Origin of the sequence: Paenarthrobacter sp. TYUT067, from assembly GCF_023656375.1 — a bacterium.
Taxonomy (GTDB): domain Bacteria; phylum Actinomycetota; class Actinomycetes; order Actinomycetales; family Micrococcaceae; genus Arthrobacter.
Genome location: NZ_JAMOIT010000019.1, coordinates 31,947 through 47,170, shown reverse-complemented (window position 1 = coordinate 47,170; position 15,224 = coordinate 31,947). Strand labels below are relative to the sequence as shown.

Below are 15,224 nucleotides of genomic sequence, written 5' to 3'. Positions count from 1 at the left end.
CCTCTTGCTACTAGCCCGGGCGCACAGCTCTATTGAAGGAATCTTCAGTGGGATTGTGCGTCAGGCCATGCCAGACAAGGATCAAGCCTACCATGGGCAGGGCTATCATATGCAGCCGTCGTGATCAGGGCCCTACTCCCCGCGCACGATTTTGCGGAGCCGTTCCAGCCTGGCGGCGATATCGCGTTCGGCTCCGTTACCAGTGGGTTGGTAATAGTCCTTACCCACCAGGTCATCCGGTGGATACTGCTGGGTTGCCACGCCGTGTGGTTCATCGTGGGCGTACTTGTAGCTCTTGCCGTGACCCAACTGCTTTGCCCCCGGGTAGTGCGCATCGCGCAGGTGCATGGGGATGCCACCGCCGAATCCGGCACGAACATCTGCCACGGCTTTGTTCAAACCCATGTACGCGGCGTTGGACTTGGGTGCTGTGGCCAGGTGGACCACCGCCTCAGCCAGCACAATCCTGCCCTCCGGCATGCCGATCAGTTGCACTGCCTGCGCTGCGGCCACCGCGGTCTGCAGCGCCGTGGGATCGGCCATTCCAATATCTTCCGCAGCGGAGATCACGATCCGCCGTGCAACAAACCTCGGGTCCTCACCGGCTTCAAGCATCCGCGCCAAATAATGCAAAGCAGCATCGACATCCGAGCCCCTAATGGACTTGATGAACGCGCTGGCCACATCGTAGTGCTGATCGCCGGCGCGGTCGTAGCGAACGGCCGCAGCATCAAGGGCACGTTCTGTGTGGCGGAGCTCCACCAGCACGGGAGCCTCAGGAAGGCTGTCCTTCGCGAGCCCGGTTTCGCCGTCGGTGTCGCTGAACTCATCAGTTCCTGTCGCATCGTCGTCGGAAATCTCGACGGCGGCGGAGTCACCGAAGGCTACTCCGGCAGCGGCTTCCAACGCTGTCAGAGCCCTCCGGGCGTCCCCTCCGGAGAGGCGGACCAAATGGTCCAGCGCCTCGGAACTGAGTTCAACGCGGCCGGCAAGGCCACGGGCGTCAGCCACGGCCCGCTGCAGCAAACCCGAAATGTCGTCATCGGTGAGCGGCTTCAGGGTGAGCAGGAGCGAGCGGGACAGGAGTGGCGAGACCACGGAGAAGGACGGGTTTTCCGTGGTGGCCGCCACCAGCACCACCCAACGATTTTCCACACCAGGAAGCAGGGCATCCTGTTGGGCTTTATTGAAACGGTGGATCTCGTCGAGGAAGAGCACGGTGGTCTTCTTGTAGAGGTCGCGGGCAGTCAAGGCCTCGTCCATAACGCGGCGAACATCCTTGACGCCGGCGGTGATGGCAGACAATTCAACGAACTTACGCCCCGGTCCGCGAGCAATGACATGGGCGAGCGTCGTCTTTCCAGTGCCGGGCGGACCCCACAGGATGACCGAACTTGGGCCCGCCGGGCCTGCGGCATCAGCACCCGCGGCCAGCTGCCTCAACGGCGAACCCTGCCCCAGCAAATGCTGCTGCCCCACTACCTCGTCAAGAGAACGGGGGCGCATTCTGACGGCGAGCGGACTCCGCTGGGAAGCCATCCAGTGAGCATCGGAGGGACCCCCTGACACGGGCAGATCCTCGGACTCGTCGTCATCCACTGCACCGGCACCAAAGAGATCTTCCACATGGATAGGCTACTCATAGTTCCAGCAAAGGAGACATCGACGTGGATCGCCGATCATCTGCCCCTCGTCAGAGGCCCGGCAGCCGGACCGCTTTGGTACCCGCGGACAGATTGCAGGGCTGGGTGGACCGTTTTGTGGCGAGCCATGGTCCTGTTGGCGAAGACCTCGACGACGGCGGGGTACTTCTGAGGGCGGCCGATGGTGCGAGTGCGCTCCTGAAGGCACCCTGGCCCGCCGACGGGCGTCCTGGCCGGGGAACAACCGAAGTGGCCCGCATGGCTTCGCTGGCAGCCCAGGAACGGGGGCTTGGCTTGCTGCTGGTACGCAAGGGCGGTTACGCCCTGGCCGCCGCTGGCGGGTCCGCCATCCTCGCTTCGAAGAGCGGCAACCGATTCCTCGACGCCAAGGCCACGGCAGAACACGCTGCGCGCATTTTCAACGATCACCGCGTTGAGTACATTGTCCCGGGCGGCGACCGCGCACTGGTGGATCAGGTTCTTGCCCAGCCCCTCCTTGGCACCATTGCCGGGCGTACGCGCCTGGCCTTCCTGGACGTTCAGGCTCCAAAGGCATCAGTGCTGGCAAAGTGCGCTACCGACGCCTGCGCCGTCCGCATTACGGTGACTGATCCGCCGGCCTGACACCAGGCGGAGGAGCAGCCGCGGAACTAGCAGCCGCTGGACGCACGCCTCAGAGGTGCCTGCCGGTACAGGTAGCTGCCGTAGTCAGTGAAACCGGCGTGGGAGTAAAGCCGCTGTGCTCCGTGATTGGCCTCGGTGACCAGCAGCCAGAATCCCTCAAGATCTTGATGGGTCCCTGCGTTCAACAACGCCGCCAGAACCGTGGTCCCGTATCCGCGCCTCCGGTGCCCTGTTGACGTCGCCATGCTGTAAATCCCGCCCCAGCCACCAACCAAAGCGAGTCGTCCTACGGCGGCCGGGACGCCGTCGTCGTCCCTCACCAGTGCGTACAGCGCAGGGCAGGCGCTGAGAATCCTGTGAGCGACCGACAGTTCAGCGTCGCCTCCCCGGCCGTCGACGGCCCACCACACCCGTAGCCATTCCTCGGATGGTTCATCAGTGATTTCAACGTCCCGGCCGGAGGAGTCCACCGGCAGAGATTCCGTGCCCCGGACCATGATCTTCGTTGCCGACTGCCGCGTGTAGCGCTGTCCATCCAGGTAGGCATTAAGGGCGGCGCTGCGGGAGTCGTCAAAGACCTGAAAGATCAAGGGAATCCGGCGAAGCCGGTACCACTCCGCCGCAGCACGTACGGACTGCGCCATGCCCGGGCTTTCCTCCTGCCCACCGGCAGGGTTCCTTGGCCACACCGAATTGGCCCGCTGGGTCACACCGCCCGAAGCACGCAGGACCCACTCCCCCGTATCTTCACGTTCCAGCGCAGGCCAGGCCTTGTCCATGAGGGATTCCAAAAATGCTTGCTCCACCATTCAGCGGCACCTTTTCGTCAACAGGAGGGTTTCGGCGGCGGGAACACCAAAGGCCCCCCACCGTGGTGGAGAGCCTTTGGCTACCGTTTACTCGGACTTCGTGTCCGGCTTGGCGGCAGGCTTGGCCTCGGGCTTGAAGTCGACGCCCGCTTCCTTGCGCTGCTGGGGAGTGATCGGTGCCGGCGCAGCTGTCAGGGGGTCGTAGCCGTTGCCCGATTTCGGGAAGGCAATGACGTCGCGGATGGACTCCACTCCGGCGAGCAAAGCAACCACACGGTCCCAGCCCAAGGCCATTCCACCGTGCGGAGGCGCGCCGTACTTGAAGCCTTCCAGCAGGAAGCCGAACTTGGTTTCAGCGTCTTCCTTGTCCAGGCCCATGAGCTGGAAGACGCGTTCCTGCACTTCGCGCTCATGGATACGGATGGAACCGCCGCCGATCTCGTTGCCGTTGCAGACGATGTCGTAGGCGTAGGAGAGAGCGGACTCCGGGTCCTTATCAAAGGTGTCCAGGAACTCCGGCTTGGGCGAGGTGAAGGCGTGGTGAACAGCCGTCCATTGTCCCCCACCCACCGCGACGTCACCGGAGGCGACAGCTGCGGCAGCGGGCTCGAACATGGGAGCGTCCACGATCCAGACGAAAGCCCAGTCCTTGGGATCGATCAGGCCGGTACGGTGACCGATTTCCACTCGCGCAGCACCGAGCAAGGCGCGGGCTGCGGACTTCTCGCCGGCGGCGAAGAAGATGCAGTCGCCGGGCTTGGCGCCAACGGCGTCCGCCAGACCTTCGCGCTCGGCGTCAGTAAGGTTCTTGGCCACCGGGCCAGCCAATTCGCCGTCTTCCTTGAAGAGGACATAGGCCAGGCCCTTGTGACCACGCTGCTTGGCAAATTCCTGCCAGCCGTCCAAGGTACGCCGCGGCTGGGAAGCACCGCCCGGCATGACCACGGCGCCAACGTACGGTGCCTTGAAGACGCCAAAGTTGGTGTCCTTGAAGAACTCGGTCAGTTCAGTCAGCTCGACGCCGAAGCGCAGGTCAGGCTTATCTGAGCCGTACTTGGCCATGGCGTCCAGGTACGTCATGCGGCGGATCGGCGTGGGGATCTCGACGTCGATCAGCTGCCACAACGCCTTGACGATCGCTTCACCGAGCTCAATGACATCATCTTGGTCAACGAAGCTGGCTTCGATGTCCAGCTGCGTGAATTCCGGCTGGCGGTCCGCGCGGAAGTCCTCGTCGCGGTAGCAGCGGGCAATCTGGTAGTACTTTTCGAAGCCGCCCACCTGGAGGAGCTGCTTGAAAAGCTGGGGCGACTGCGGAAGCGCATACCAGGAGCCCGGGGCAAGACGCGCCGGAACAACGAAGTCACGGGCGCCTTCCGGCGTCGAACGCGTCAACGTCGGGGTCTCGATTTCCACGTAGCCACGCTGGTGCAGGAGTTCGCGCGCCACACGGTTTGCCTCGGAACGCAGACGCATGTTGCGGGCGGGGCCAGGGCGGCGAAGGTCAAGGTAACGGTGCTTGAGCCGGGCTTCCTCGCCGACCTCCACGTGCTCGTCAATCTGGAACGGGAGAGGCTCGGAGGTGTTGAGGATAACAACGTTGTCCGCGATAACCTCGATGTCGCCCGTGGCCAGAGCCGGGTTCTCGTTGCCTTCAGGACGCTTGTTGACGGTACCCGTCACCTGCAGCACGTACTCGTTCCGAAGGCCGTGGAAGACCTCTTCCTCACGGACAACCACCTGGGCGACACCGGAGGCATCACGCAGGTCAACGAATGCAACGCCACCGTGATCACGGCGGCGGCCCACCCAGCCGGCCAGGGTAACGGTTTGTCCAATGTGCTCGGAGCGAAGGGATCCGAGGTCATGTGTGCGCAGCACAGCATTCCTTTCAGCATGAAATTTAGAGGGACCGCTGCAAAGCGGTCCCGTCCGAGTTTACCCGCCCCGGCCACGGCTCCCGCCACAACCAGGGAACAGTGGTTGGCGCCTAGCTGGCCGTGGTGATCCGGACGTGCAGATCCTCTTCCGACGGTGCCCAGCTCGCAGGGTCCGCGTCTACCTGCTCGCCGGAGCGGATGTCCTTGACCTGGTGCTTGCCGTGGTCGTCGGTGAACCACACGAACGGAATGCCGCGACGGTCCGCAAACTTGATCTGCTTGCCGAACTTCTCCGCTTTGGCGGCAACTTCCGTGGCAATGCCGCGGCCGCGCAACTGGGCGGCGATGTCCTGCGCCGCGTACCAGCTGTCATCTGAGTTCAAGGCAACCAACACCGCCGTGGGCACCGATCGGGAGGCCGTGGCCAATTCCTGGCTGAGGATGCGGGACACAAGTCGGGTCACGCCAATGGAAAGGCCGACGCCGGGGAACTTGCGGTTGCCCTTGCTCGCCAACGCGTCGTAGCGGCCTCCGGAACAAATGGACCCCAGCTGCTCGTGGCCCACGAGCACCGTCTCAACAACGGTTCCGGTGTAGTAGTCCAGGCCGCGGGCAATGCTGAGGTCGGCAATAACCTTGCCAGGGGCCCGCTGGACGGCAGCCTCAATAACCTGCTGAAGCTCATTCAGGCCCTCTTCCAGGAGGTCGTCCTTGACTCCAAGTGCACGCACTCGTTCCACGAATGAGGTGTCTTCCGTTCGGATGCCAGCCAATTCCAGCGCCAATGCAGCCTGCTCGTCCGTGGCTCCGAGCTCACTCTTCAGCAGCTCAGCCACCTTGGCGGCGCCGATCTTTTCCAATTTGTCGATGCTGCGCAGCACCCCGGCCGTGTCAGTGAGCCCAATGCCGCGATAAAAGCCTTCGGCCAGCTTGCGGTTATTGATCCGGAGCCGGAAGTCCGGGATCGGCAGCGCACTGAGGGCCTCAGCGATGACCAACGCGATTTCGACGTCGTAGCGGAACGGCAGTTCGCCGTCGCCCACAACATCGATGTCCGCCTGAGTGAACTCACGCGCACGGCCTTCCTGCGGACGCTCGCCCCGCCAAACCTTCTGGATCTGATACCGGCGGAAGGGAAACGCCAGGTAGCCGGCGTTCTCCACCACGTAGCGGGCAAAGGGGACGGTCAGGTCGAAGTGGAGGGCCAGGGCGTTAGGGTCGGCCTTGTTCGATGTGGCGTCCTCACCCTCATCGTCCTGGAGCCTGCTCAGGCCATAGACCTCTTTGTCGATCTCGCCTTTGCGCAGCAGCTGGCCCACTGTCTCAACCGCACGGGTCTCAATGGAAGAAAAGCCGTGCAGTTCAAACGTCTTCCGGAGCGTATCCAGCACATGGAGCTCCACCAACCGCTCCTGGGGAAGCCACTCGGGGAATCCGGACAGGGAGGCGGTACGTGCCATGGTGGAAAAGTCTCCTCGAAGAAAGCTGACGCTGGCATCGCACCGCAGCTTTAAACACCTTTTCGGCGTTTACAGGGCGGGCGTCCAGCCGGTCATGCATAAACTATGTGCGGCAGCCAGTTTATGCTTTCCGCGCGTGCACATCTAATGCAGCATGCCCGGTTCCTGTCGGCCGCCACCAAAAGTGGACACAATCAGGAGGACTCTTGGCAACAAGGTCGCGGGATGACCGCGAAGCGAAACGGCGCATCAGGCAGATGGAAGCCAAGCGTGCCCTGCGGCAGGAACAGGGCAAGCGACGCAAACGCGACAACACCATCGCCGCGAGTGCAGCCGGCGTGGCGGTTGTGTTGGCCGTAGTGCTGCAACTGACAGTCTTCAGCTCCAACCCCACCGAGGCGGAGTTCGCCGCTGCCGAAGCAGGGCTCAGCTCACCGTCCGCTTCCCCGGCAGCATCGAACAGCGCCGACGTACCCGGCCCGGAAACGGCTGCTGGAAAGACCTTCACCGGCGAACTCGCCTTGAACAGTGGCGTACTCGGCATCGAACTGAACGGAACTGCGGCTCCGCAGGCTGCTGCCGTCTTCAAGTCCCTCAGCGACGCCGGCTACTACAAGGGAGCGTTCTGCCACCGGTTGACCACCTCCGAAACATTCGGACTCCTTCAATGCGGCGCCAAGACCGAAGACGGGTCCGAAGACGGAAATTACCGGTGGGGCCCACTGGAAAATACTCCCGCGGACAATAAATACCCCGCGGGGACGATTGCCGTGGCACGTACCGGCAACAACGCTTACGGCAACGGACACCAATTCTTCATCGTCTACAAGGACACCACCATTCCGGCTGACACTGCCGGCGGTTACACCGTGGTGGGTAAGGTGACCAGCGGCCTGGACGTCGTTGCCAAGATTGCGGCAGCAGGCCTTAAACCCGGTGAAAACGCCAGCGACGGCGCCCCTGTGGCACCTGTCACGATAGACTCGTTTTCTCTGAAGTAACCAGCTCCAGGCCCGGCCCGGAGTGCATTACCTGAGCAGTTCCCTCCAAGCGAAAGACTTTTAGCGGTGACAGACAGTCAGAAATCCGACGAAACAGCAGTAGTGGCCAACGAAGAAGCCGTCGAGGCAACCGGCAACAACGGTTCCGGCGCGCCGGCTCCCGGGGAGAATGCTCCAGCCAGCGAGGCACCTCAGGCAGACGCAGCCGCTCCAGCCGACGAGGCAGCTCAGGTGGCTGGGGAAGCTCAGGTGGCTGGGGAAGCTCCGGCCGACGACGCAGCCGAGTCAGCTCAGGCAGCCGAGGAAGCTCCGACTGCCGGGGAGATCACGGAGGAAGCGCCGACCGCCTCGCCCGCAGCACCGGCTGCTCCTCGTCCGACGCCGTCGCCGGCGCCCTCCCCCGCTGCTTTCGCTGCCCGCCCCAAGGCTCCCGCCGCCGTCGTTCCTGCTGCACCCGCGGTTTCCGCGGCCTCGCTCGCCGAGGCAGCCAAATGGGGACGCGCCGAGGGTGACGGCCATGTGTTCCTGACATTGGACGGCGAAGAAATCGCCGTTGGTCAGTACCCCGGCGTCAGCAAGGACGAGGCACTTGGCTACTTCGCCCGCAAGTTCGACGACGTCATTGCGCAGGTTGTTCTGCTCGAACACCGCGTGGAGTCAAAGGCCCCTGCCACGGACATGCAGAAGACGGTCACACACTTGCGTGAGCAGCTCGCGGAGCGCAACATGGTGGGCGACATCCGTGCTGCCGAGGCCCGCTTGGATGCTCTGTCAGCCCAGATCGTTGAACTGGAAAAGTCGGAGAAAGCCGCCCACGACGCAGTGCGCGCCAGTGAGCTCGCAGCACGCGAAGCAATCGTTGCCGAAGCTGAGACAATTGCCGGTCAGGACCCCGCGCAGATCCAATGGAAGACCTCCAGCGCACGAATGAACGAGTTGTTTGAAACGTGGAAGGCCGCGCAGAAGAGCGGGGTCAGGCTCGGTCGCAGCAACGAAGATGCTCTGTGGAAGCGCTTCCGTTCGGCTCGGACGGTCTTTGATCGTCACCGCCGCGCCTACTTCTCCCAGCTGGACAGCAATAACTCCGCTGCAAAGTCCGCCAAGGAAGCCCTCATCGCAGAGGCCGAAGCACTCTCCACCTCCACTGACTGGGGATTCGCCGCAGGCGAGTACCGCCGGCTGATGGACCAGTGGAAGACCACTCCTCGGGCAAGCCGCAAGGACGATGACGCACTGTGGGGCCGCTTCCGCGCCGCCCAGGACGTCTTCTTCAGCAACCGCCAGGCCGCCAATGACCAGATCGACCAGGAATACACGGCGAATTTGGCCGTAAAGGAACAGTTGGTGGCTGAAGCGCAGGCACTCCTGCCCATCAACGACCTCAACGCTGCCAAGAAGGCCCTCCAGTCAATCCGGGACCGTTGGGAAGATGCCGGCAAGGTTCCCCGCGCCGATATGGGCAGGATCGAAGCCGGGCTTCGCAAGGTTGAAGACGCTGTCCGTGAGGCCGAGGAAGACAAGTGGCGCCGGAGCAACCCGGAAACCAAGGCCCGCACCAACAGCGCCTTGTCACAGCTCGAATCAGCCATTGCGGGCCTCAAGGACGATCTGGAGAAGGCTGAAAAGGCCGGCGACCAGCGCCGGATCAAGGCCGCGCGCGAAGCCCTGGAAGCACGTCAAGCATGGCTCGATCAGATCCAGCGCTCCGCCAGTGACCTCGCTTAGCGATTTCTGAGAAGGCACTTTTTCTGCAGGCTCCGCCCCGGGTTATCCACATAACCCGGGCGGAGCCTGTACTCGTAAGGTGGCCACGCGGAATGATCGGTGAATGGTCCTCGCTGTTACCGCCCCCCAATTGCAGGAGCCGGTCATATCCGAGCTCTATTCCCCCAGCCGCATCTTCTCGTGGAACGAACTGCAGGGCATGGCATTCGATGGCATCCTGCTGCCCCTCTACGGGAAGAGTTATGCCTCACCTGGTGTGACTGTCACCCACCGCCTCAGAGCCCGCGCAGCGGCCCTTACACTCCCGGAACGCATCCGAACCAAGGTTGTCGCCGGTCGGCTCACAGCAGCGTGGATTTACGGTTGCGCCAAAGCACCCGAGCACCTGTCTCTGCTGGTTGACGCGAAACACCGCATCTCCAGCATGCGGGGCAGCATCGCATGCACCCTGCACGAAGTCCGGCTAGGTCAGATGGACGTCGTCAGCCTGGGAGGAATGCTGGTCAGCAGCCCGCTTCGGACCGCAGCTGACATCGCCCTCCATGTGGAAACTGACCGGGCTCTACCTGCGCTGAAGCGTCTTCTGGCACGGGAAGAGCTCGGCATCAAGCTCCGGCTGCTCGTTCTGGCCGTCGAAGCGAGTCCGCGCGTCCCTCACAAGAGGCGGGCCCTGGCCACCCTGGCTCAACTTGCCTCACCAGAGCCCGCTAGCTGAGACCCTGACAGCTGAGACCCTGTTAGCTGCGCCTGCGGTTTCCAGTGGTCCTATAGACGTCGAAAACTCCGTCGATCCGGCGGACGGCGTTCAAGACGTGGTGCAGATACTTGGGATCACCCATCTCGAAGGCAAATTTCGAGATTGCCACCCTGTCACTGGAGGTATGCACCGACGCTGCCAGGATGTTGACATGATTCTCGGACAAAATGCGGGTGACATCCGACAAAAGGGACTTCCGGTCCAGGGCTTCTACCTGAATTTCCACGAGGAAAACACTGGACTGGGTGGGTGCCCACTCAACTTCAACAATTCTGTCCGGCTGGTCCCGGAGACCCGACACATTGGTGCAGTCCGTCCGGTGGACAGAGACTCCTGAACCACGGGTCACAAAGCCAAGAATGGGATCCGGCGGTACCGGGGTGCAGCACCGGGCCAGCTTGACCCAGACATCGCCCACACCCCGCACAATGACGCCGGAGTCAGAGAACTTCGACTTCGCAACCTGGGTGGGGATACTGACTTCGTCCAGGTCTTCGTCGGGTGTCTCATGACCGCCCAGGTGCTCAACGAGCTTTTCCATGACCGACTGAGCTGACGTGTGCCCGTCACCTACGCCGGCGTACAGCCCGGAAATGTCAACGTAGTGGAAGTCCTCTGCCACGGCGGACAAAGCATCGTGCGTCATCAGGCGCTGCAGGGGCAGGTTCTGCTTGCGCATGGCCCGGGTCAGCATGTCCTTGCCACGCTCAATCGCTTCTTCGCGGCGTTCCTTGGTGAACCACTGGCGAATCTTGTTGCGTGCACGGGCAGATTTGACGAAGTGCTGCCAGTCCTGGCTGGGGCCGGCGCCTTCTGCCTTGGAGGTGAAGATCTCAACCCAGTCGCCGTGGTTGAGCTCGCTGTTGAGTGGAACCAGCTTCCCGTTGACGCGGGCGCCGATGGTTCGGTGGCCCACCTCGGTGTGCACAGCGTAGGCGAAGTCCACAGGAGTTGACCCGGCCGGAAGGGCCATGACCTCGCCCTTGGGGGTGAAGACGAAGACTTCGCGGGCGTTGATCTCGTAGCGAAGTGAATCAAGGAATTCTCCGGGATCGGAGGTCTCCTGTTGCCAATCAACCAGCGACCGCAGCCAACCCATGTCACCGTCACGCGGGCTGCCGGGTCCCTGTGCGGTCCGGTTGGGTTGATCCTTGTACTTCCAGTGGGCTGCCACACCGTATTCTGCACGCCGGTGCATCTCGTGGGTGCGGATCTGAATCTCCACGGGCTTGCCGCCGGGGCCAATCACGGTGGTATGCAGGGATTGGTACATGTTGAACTTGGGCATGGCGATGTAATCCTTGAACCGGCCCGGAAGCGGGTTCCACCGTGAATGCAAAGTCCCCAGCGCGGCATAACAATCTCGCACGGAATCCACCAGAACCCGCACGCCCATGAGGTCGTTGATGTCGTCGAAGTCCTTGTCGCGGACGATCATCTTCTGATAAATCGAGTAGTAGTGCTTGGGCCGGCCTGTGATGGTCGCCTTGATCCGAGCGGTCCGAAGGTCATCAGCGATCTGGTTGCGGATGACGCTCAGGCTCTTTTCGCGTTCTGGAGTGCGGTCGCCCACCATTCGCACGATTTCCTCGTACACCTTGGGGTACAGCGCTGCGAAGGAGAGGTCTTCAAGTTCCCACTTGATGGTGTTCATACCCAGGCGATGCGCCAGGGGTGCGAAAATCTCCAGAGTTTCGCGGGCCTTGCGTGATGAGGACTCCGCGGAAACGAAACGCCAGGTCCGCGCATTGTGGAGGCGGTCCGCCAGCTTGATCATCAGGACGCGAATGTCCTTGGCCATCGCCACGACCATCTTACGAACGGTCTCAGACTGGGCAGCCTCACCGAAACTGACTTTGTCCAGCTTGGTGACACCGTCCACCAACATGGCAACTTCGGGGCCGAAGTCCCGTGTCAGGTCAGCCAGTGTGTACGGGGTGTCCTCCACGGTGTCGTGGAGCAACGCAGCCGCCAGGGTTGTCCCTGTCATACCGAGTTCAGCCAGGATGGTGGCCACTGCCACCGGATGGGTGATGTAGGGATCACCACTCTTGCGCTTTTGTCCTTGGTGGCTCTGCTCTGCCACCGCGAAGGCGCGTTGGATCAGATCGAAATCCTCTTTGGGATTATTTGCCCGGACTGTACGCAGCAGTGGTTCCAAAATGGGCGAGTAAGGAGCAATGCCCCGGCCCGTCAGGCGGGCAAGCCGGGAGCGGGTGCGTTCCCTCCGCCCCGGAAAGGTGGGACGCACGCCGGGAGCATCGACCGGAACCGCAGCAGCAGTCCGTCCGGGCACACTCGTTGCCGGAACTGCCACAGCTTTGCGGCTGTCATCCCCGCCCGCCGGTGGTGCCGACGTCGCACGTTCTTCCACAGAAGTACCCCTCACAAGCGATTTAATTCTCCCAGTCTATTCCCGCAGGTGAATGCTTCTGCAACCGGGCAGCACATGACGATGACACGGGCAAGTCAAAGAGCCGGCCTCCGCACTGATGCGGGGACCGGCTCAAGGCAACCCAACTAGCTGTTCGGGCTAAGTTCAGACCTGGACTGTGGCTTCATTCCTGCGGTGAGCCACCTTCTTGGCTTGCTTCACCAGTTCAGGCTCGCCCTGCCGCAGCCAAGCGTACAGCGGTGCGGCGATGAAAATCGTGGCGGCAGTACCGATGAGGATGCCCACGAACAGTGCCAAGGACAGGTCCCGCAGCGTGCCGGCACCCAGGAGTCCGGCCCCAATGAAGAGGATCGCCGCAACCGGAAGGATAGCCACCATCATGGTGTTGATGGAGCGGACCAACGTTTGGTTGACAGCCAGATTGACCTCTTCGCTGAACGTGCGGCGCGTTGACGTGGAAATGTCCGCGGTATTTTCACGGATCTTGTCGAAGACCACCACTGTGTCGTACAGCGAGTAGCTGAGGACGGTCAGGAACCCGATGATTGCCGACGGCGTGACTTCAAAATCGCTCAGCGCGTAGACACCCGCCGTGGTGAACATCGTGACGAGCATGCCAACAAGTGCGGACAGCGACATCTTCCAGGTTCGGAAGTACAGCGCCATCAGGACAGCGGCCAACCCAACAAAGACCACCAAACCAATCAGGGCTTGACGCGTCACGTCCTGGCCCCAGGTTGGTCCCACGAAGTTGGACGTTACCTCGTTCTCGGTCACCCCGTAGGCGCTTGTGAGACCGTCTTTGATGCGGTTCGTCTCGTCGTCGGTCAACTGGTCCGTTTGGATGCGCATGGTGTTGCCTGCCACGTTGGCAACGCGCGGGATGGCTCCGGGCACGACGTCATGAACAGCCTTCTCGCCGAGTGCCGCATCCGTGGTGCTCACGTTTGAAACAGTGAATTCGGAACCGCCACGGAATTCGATTCCGAGGTTGAAGCCGCCCTTGGCGACAGGAACCAGGATGGAGAGCGCTACGGCGACCGCAGCGATGATGAACCAAATCTTCTTCGACTTTACGAAGTTGTACGAGCGCTTGCCCGTGTAGAGCTCATGGCCGAAGGTTGCGAAGCTCGTAGTCATTACTTCTCCTCCTTGGTGCCGTTCGAAGTACCAGTGAGCTGGCCCTTCTCGGCAAGGCGCCTCTCGGCAATGGTCATGCGACGTTCGGCTTCGGCAGCCGCACCGGTGTTGCGCGGGCGGACCACAGCGGGCTTTTCGTCCGGCGTGCGTAGCCGGCCGGCGCCAAGGTAGAGCGGAACTGCGCCGAGACGGTCGGGAGAAAGCCCGGAGAAACGGTGTCCTTCACCAAAGAACTTGGTGCGGGCCAAAACCTGCAGCATGGGGTGCGTAAACATGAACACCACCAGAAGGTCGGCCAGGGCGGTCAGGCCAAGGGTGAAGGCAAAGCCGCGGACGTTGCCAACAGCAACGAAGTAGAGGACCAGGGCCGCGAGGAGGTTGACGGCCTTGGAGGCCAGAACTGTCCGTTTGGCACGCTTCCAGCCGTTCTCGACAGCGGAAACCAGTCCACGGCCCTCGCGCAGTTCATCCCTGATGCGCTCGAAGTAGACAATGAACGAGTCCGCGGTCTGGCCGATGGCCACAATCAGACCAGCCACACCGGCCAGGGACAGACGGTAGTTTTCCGTCCACCCGAGGATGGCGATCGCCAGATAGGTCAGCACACCCGCCACCACAAGGGATGCGATGGTCACGAGCCCAAGGGCACGGTATTGGAAGAGCGAGTAGACAACAACAAGCAACAGGCCGATCATCCCTGCAAGCAAGCCGAGGCGAAGTTGGTCGCCACCCAGCGTCGCGGAGATCTGCTCTTGTGACTGGATCTCAAAGCTGATGGGCAGGGCGCCGTAGCGGAGTTGATCGGAGAGGGCCTTTGCCGACGCCTGGGTGAAGTTACCAGTGATCTGGGGCTTTCCATCAGTGATCACAGCCAAGGCGCGCGGGGCGGAAAGAACTTTGTCGTCCAGGACAATGGCGAACTGTGACTTTGGATCATCAGTACCCTGGGCCTGCGCCGCAGCGTAGAACTGGTTGAGGCGTTCGGTGACTGCTTTGAACTTTGCGGTTGCATCCGCGTTGAACACGATGTTCACGCCCCAGGAATTTGTCACGGAGCCCTGAGCGCCCTGAACCTGGGTAAAAGTGGAATCGCTGATGTCCTGGCCTTTGACCTCCACGGGCCCAAGGATGTACTTGATGGCCGGAGTCTTGTCCGTGGCTGCCTCGCAGGTGACCAGCGGTTTGGCGGGATCCGAACGATCACGTTTTTCCGGTGACGGGTTCACACAGTCAAGCGCTTCGAATTCCCGGACAATGTCCGCGGTGACCCAGTTGATGTCGCTGGCATTCGCCGGCTCCGCCGTGGGCTTGGGAAGCTGGTCCTCAGGTGTGCGCTGCTCCGCAGGAACGGCTGCCGGGTCGCCATAAGTGATGACTGGGCGGAAGTTCATGTCAGCCGAAGCTTGAATGAGGTCGCGGGTCTCCTTGGAAGGCGTACCCGGAAGACTGACCACAACGTTCCGGCCGGACTGGGTGCTAATTTCAGCTTCGGCAACACCGGAGCCATCCACACGCTGCCGGATGATGGCTACTGCCTGGTTGAGTTGCTCCTCATTGATCTCGCTGGAACCCTCTACCCGGGGGGCCAGAATCATCTGGGTTCCGCCCTCGAGGTCCAAAGCGAGCTTGGGAGCCCAACTGGCGTTGCCAGTCACTACTCCGCCAGCCAGGACAGCGGTTAATACAACGAAAATTGCTCCAAGCCAGGTCAGCACCCTGCGGGCTGAGTTTTTGGGGCCGGTCCGTGCCATTATCGATCTTCCTGTTATCGCCGGACAGCCGCCGGCCGA

At 62.1% G+C, this 15,224-nt stretch carries 11 protein-coding genes; 4 read left to right on the top strand and 7 right to left on the bottom strand.

Annotated features, from left to right (window positions below):
• Positions 1–132: 132 nt before the first annotated feature.
• Positions 133–1,626, bottom strand: a complete 1,494-nt coding sequence (locus MOD31_RS16820) for a replication-associated recombination protein A (protein ID WP_250821171.1) — start codon at positions 1,624–1,626, stop codon at positions 133–135.
• Between the two features lie 41 nt (positions 1,627–1,667).
• On the opposite strand from MOD31_RS16820, the gene MOD31_RS16815 reads away from it, so the two are divergent.
• Positions 1,668–2,267: a Vms1/Ankzf1 family peptidyl-tRNA hydrolase gene (locus MOD31_RS16815; RefSeq protein ID WP_250821170.1), complete on the top strand. Its 600-nt coding sequence runs from the start codon at positions 1,668–1,670 to the stop codon at positions 2,265–2,267.
• 26 nt (positions 2,268–2,293) lie between these two features.
• On the opposite strand, the gene MOD31_RS16810 is transcribed toward MOD31_RS16815, so the two are convergent.
• The 3 genes from MOD31_RS16810 to hisS all read right to left on the bottom strand — a co-directional run bounded on the left by MOD31_RS16810 (position 2,294) and on the right by hisS (position 6,416).
• Positions 2,294–3,076: a GNAT family N-acetyltransferase gene (locus MOD31_RS16810; protein WP_223940391.1), complete on the bottom strand. Its 783-nt coding sequence runs from the start codon at positions 3,074–3,076 to the stop codon at positions 2,294–2,296.
• Between the two features lie 87 nt (positions 3,077–3,163).
• On the bottom strand, positions 3,164–4,957 hold the full coding sequence (aspS, locus tag MOD31_RS16805; RefSeq protein WP_142939067.1) for an aspartate--tRNA ligase: 1,794 nt from the start codon (positions 4,955–4,957) through the stop codon (positions 3,164–3,166).
• Between the two features lie 109 nt (positions 4,958–5,066).
• The gene (gene hisS, locus MOD31_RS16800) at positions 5,067–6,416 is read right to left on the bottom strand and encodes a histidine--tRNA ligase (protein ID WP_250821169.1); all 1,350 of its coding nucleotides are present in this window, start codon (positions 6,414–6,416) and stop codon (positions 5,067–5,069) included.
• A gap of 206 nt (positions 6,417–6,622) precedes the next feature.
• Here hisS and MOD31_RS16795 point away from each other — a divergent pair, with 206 nt between their 5' ends.
• The 3 genes from MOD31_RS16795 (at position 6,623) to MOD31_RS16785 (ending at position 9,857) form a co-directional block, all read left to right on the top strand.
• Positions 6,623–7,417 (top strand): peptidylprolyl isomerase, encoded by a 795-nt coding sequence (locus MOD31_RS16795; protein WP_208095845.1) that lies wholly within the window; start codon positions 6,623–6,625, stop codon positions 7,415–7,417.
• A 66-nt stretch (positions 7,418–7,483) separates the two neighbouring features.
• Positions 7,484–9,142 carry a DUF349 domain-containing protein gene (locus MOD31_RS16790; protein ID WP_250821168.1) on the top strand — a complete coding sequence of 553 codons (1,659 nt, stop codon included), beginning with the start codon at positions 7,484–7,486 and terminating at the stop codon, positions 9,140–9,142.
• A 103-nt stretch (positions 9,143–9,245) separates the two neighbouring features.
• Positions 9,246–9,857 carry a hypothetical protein gene (locus MOD31_RS16785; RefSeq protein ID WP_142939064.1) on the top strand — a complete coding sequence of 204 codons (612 nt, stop codon included), beginning with the start codon at positions 9,246–9,248 and terminating at the stop codon, positions 9,855–9,857.
• 22 nt (positions 9,858–9,879) lie between these two features.
• On the opposite strand, the gene MOD31_RS16780 is transcribed toward MOD31_RS16785, so the two are convergent.
• The 3 genes from MOD31_RS16780 to secD all read right to left on the bottom strand — a co-directional run bounded on the left by MOD31_RS16780 (position 9,880) and on the right by secD (position 15,185).
• A complete protein-coding gene (locus MOD31_RS16780) occupies positions 9,880–12,273 on the bottom strand; it encodes a bifunctional (p)ppGpp synthetase/guanosine-3',5'-bis(diphosphate) 3'-pyrophosphohydrolase (RefSeq protein ID WP_024816847.1) in 2,394 nt (797 codons plus the stop codon).
• A gap of 165 nt (positions 12,274–12,438) precedes the next feature.
• Positions 12,439–13,434, bottom strand: a complete 996-nt coding sequence (gene secF / locus MOD31_RS16775; protein ID WP_142939063.1) for a protein translocase subunit SecF — start codon at positions 13,432–13,434, stop codon at positions 12,439–12,441.
• A complete protein-coding gene (secD, locus tag MOD31_RS16770; RefSeq protein WP_250821167.1) occupies positions 13,434–15,185 on the bottom strand; it encodes a protein translocase subunit SecD in 1,752 nt (583 codons plus the stop codon). The genes secF and secD overlap by 1 nt, the downstream gene beginning before the upstream one ends.
• Positions 15,186–15,224: the final 39 nt, after the last annotated feature.

Bases quoted from the DNA above. Each gene is read 5' to 3' on its own strand.
- secF (WP_142939063.1), bottom strand. From the start codon at position 13,434: ATGACTACGAGCTTCGCAACCTTCGGCCATGAGCTCTACACGGGCAAG.
- secD (WP_250821167.1), bottom strand. From the start codon at position 15,185: ATGGCACGGACCGGCCCCAAAAACTCAGCCCGCAGGGTGCTGACCTGG.
- MOD31_RS16810 (WP_223940391.1), bottom strand. From the start codon at position 3,076: ATGGTGGAGCAAGCATTTTTGGAATCCCTCATGGACAAGGCCTGGCCT.
- MOD31_RS16785 (WP_142939064.1), top strand. From the start codon at position 9,246: ATGGTCCTCGCTGTTACCGCCCCCCAATTGCAGGAGCCGGTCATATCC.
- hisS (WP_250821169.1), bottom strand. From the start codon at position 6,416: ATGGCACGTACCGCCTCCCTGTCCGGATTCCCCGAGTGGCTTCCCCAG.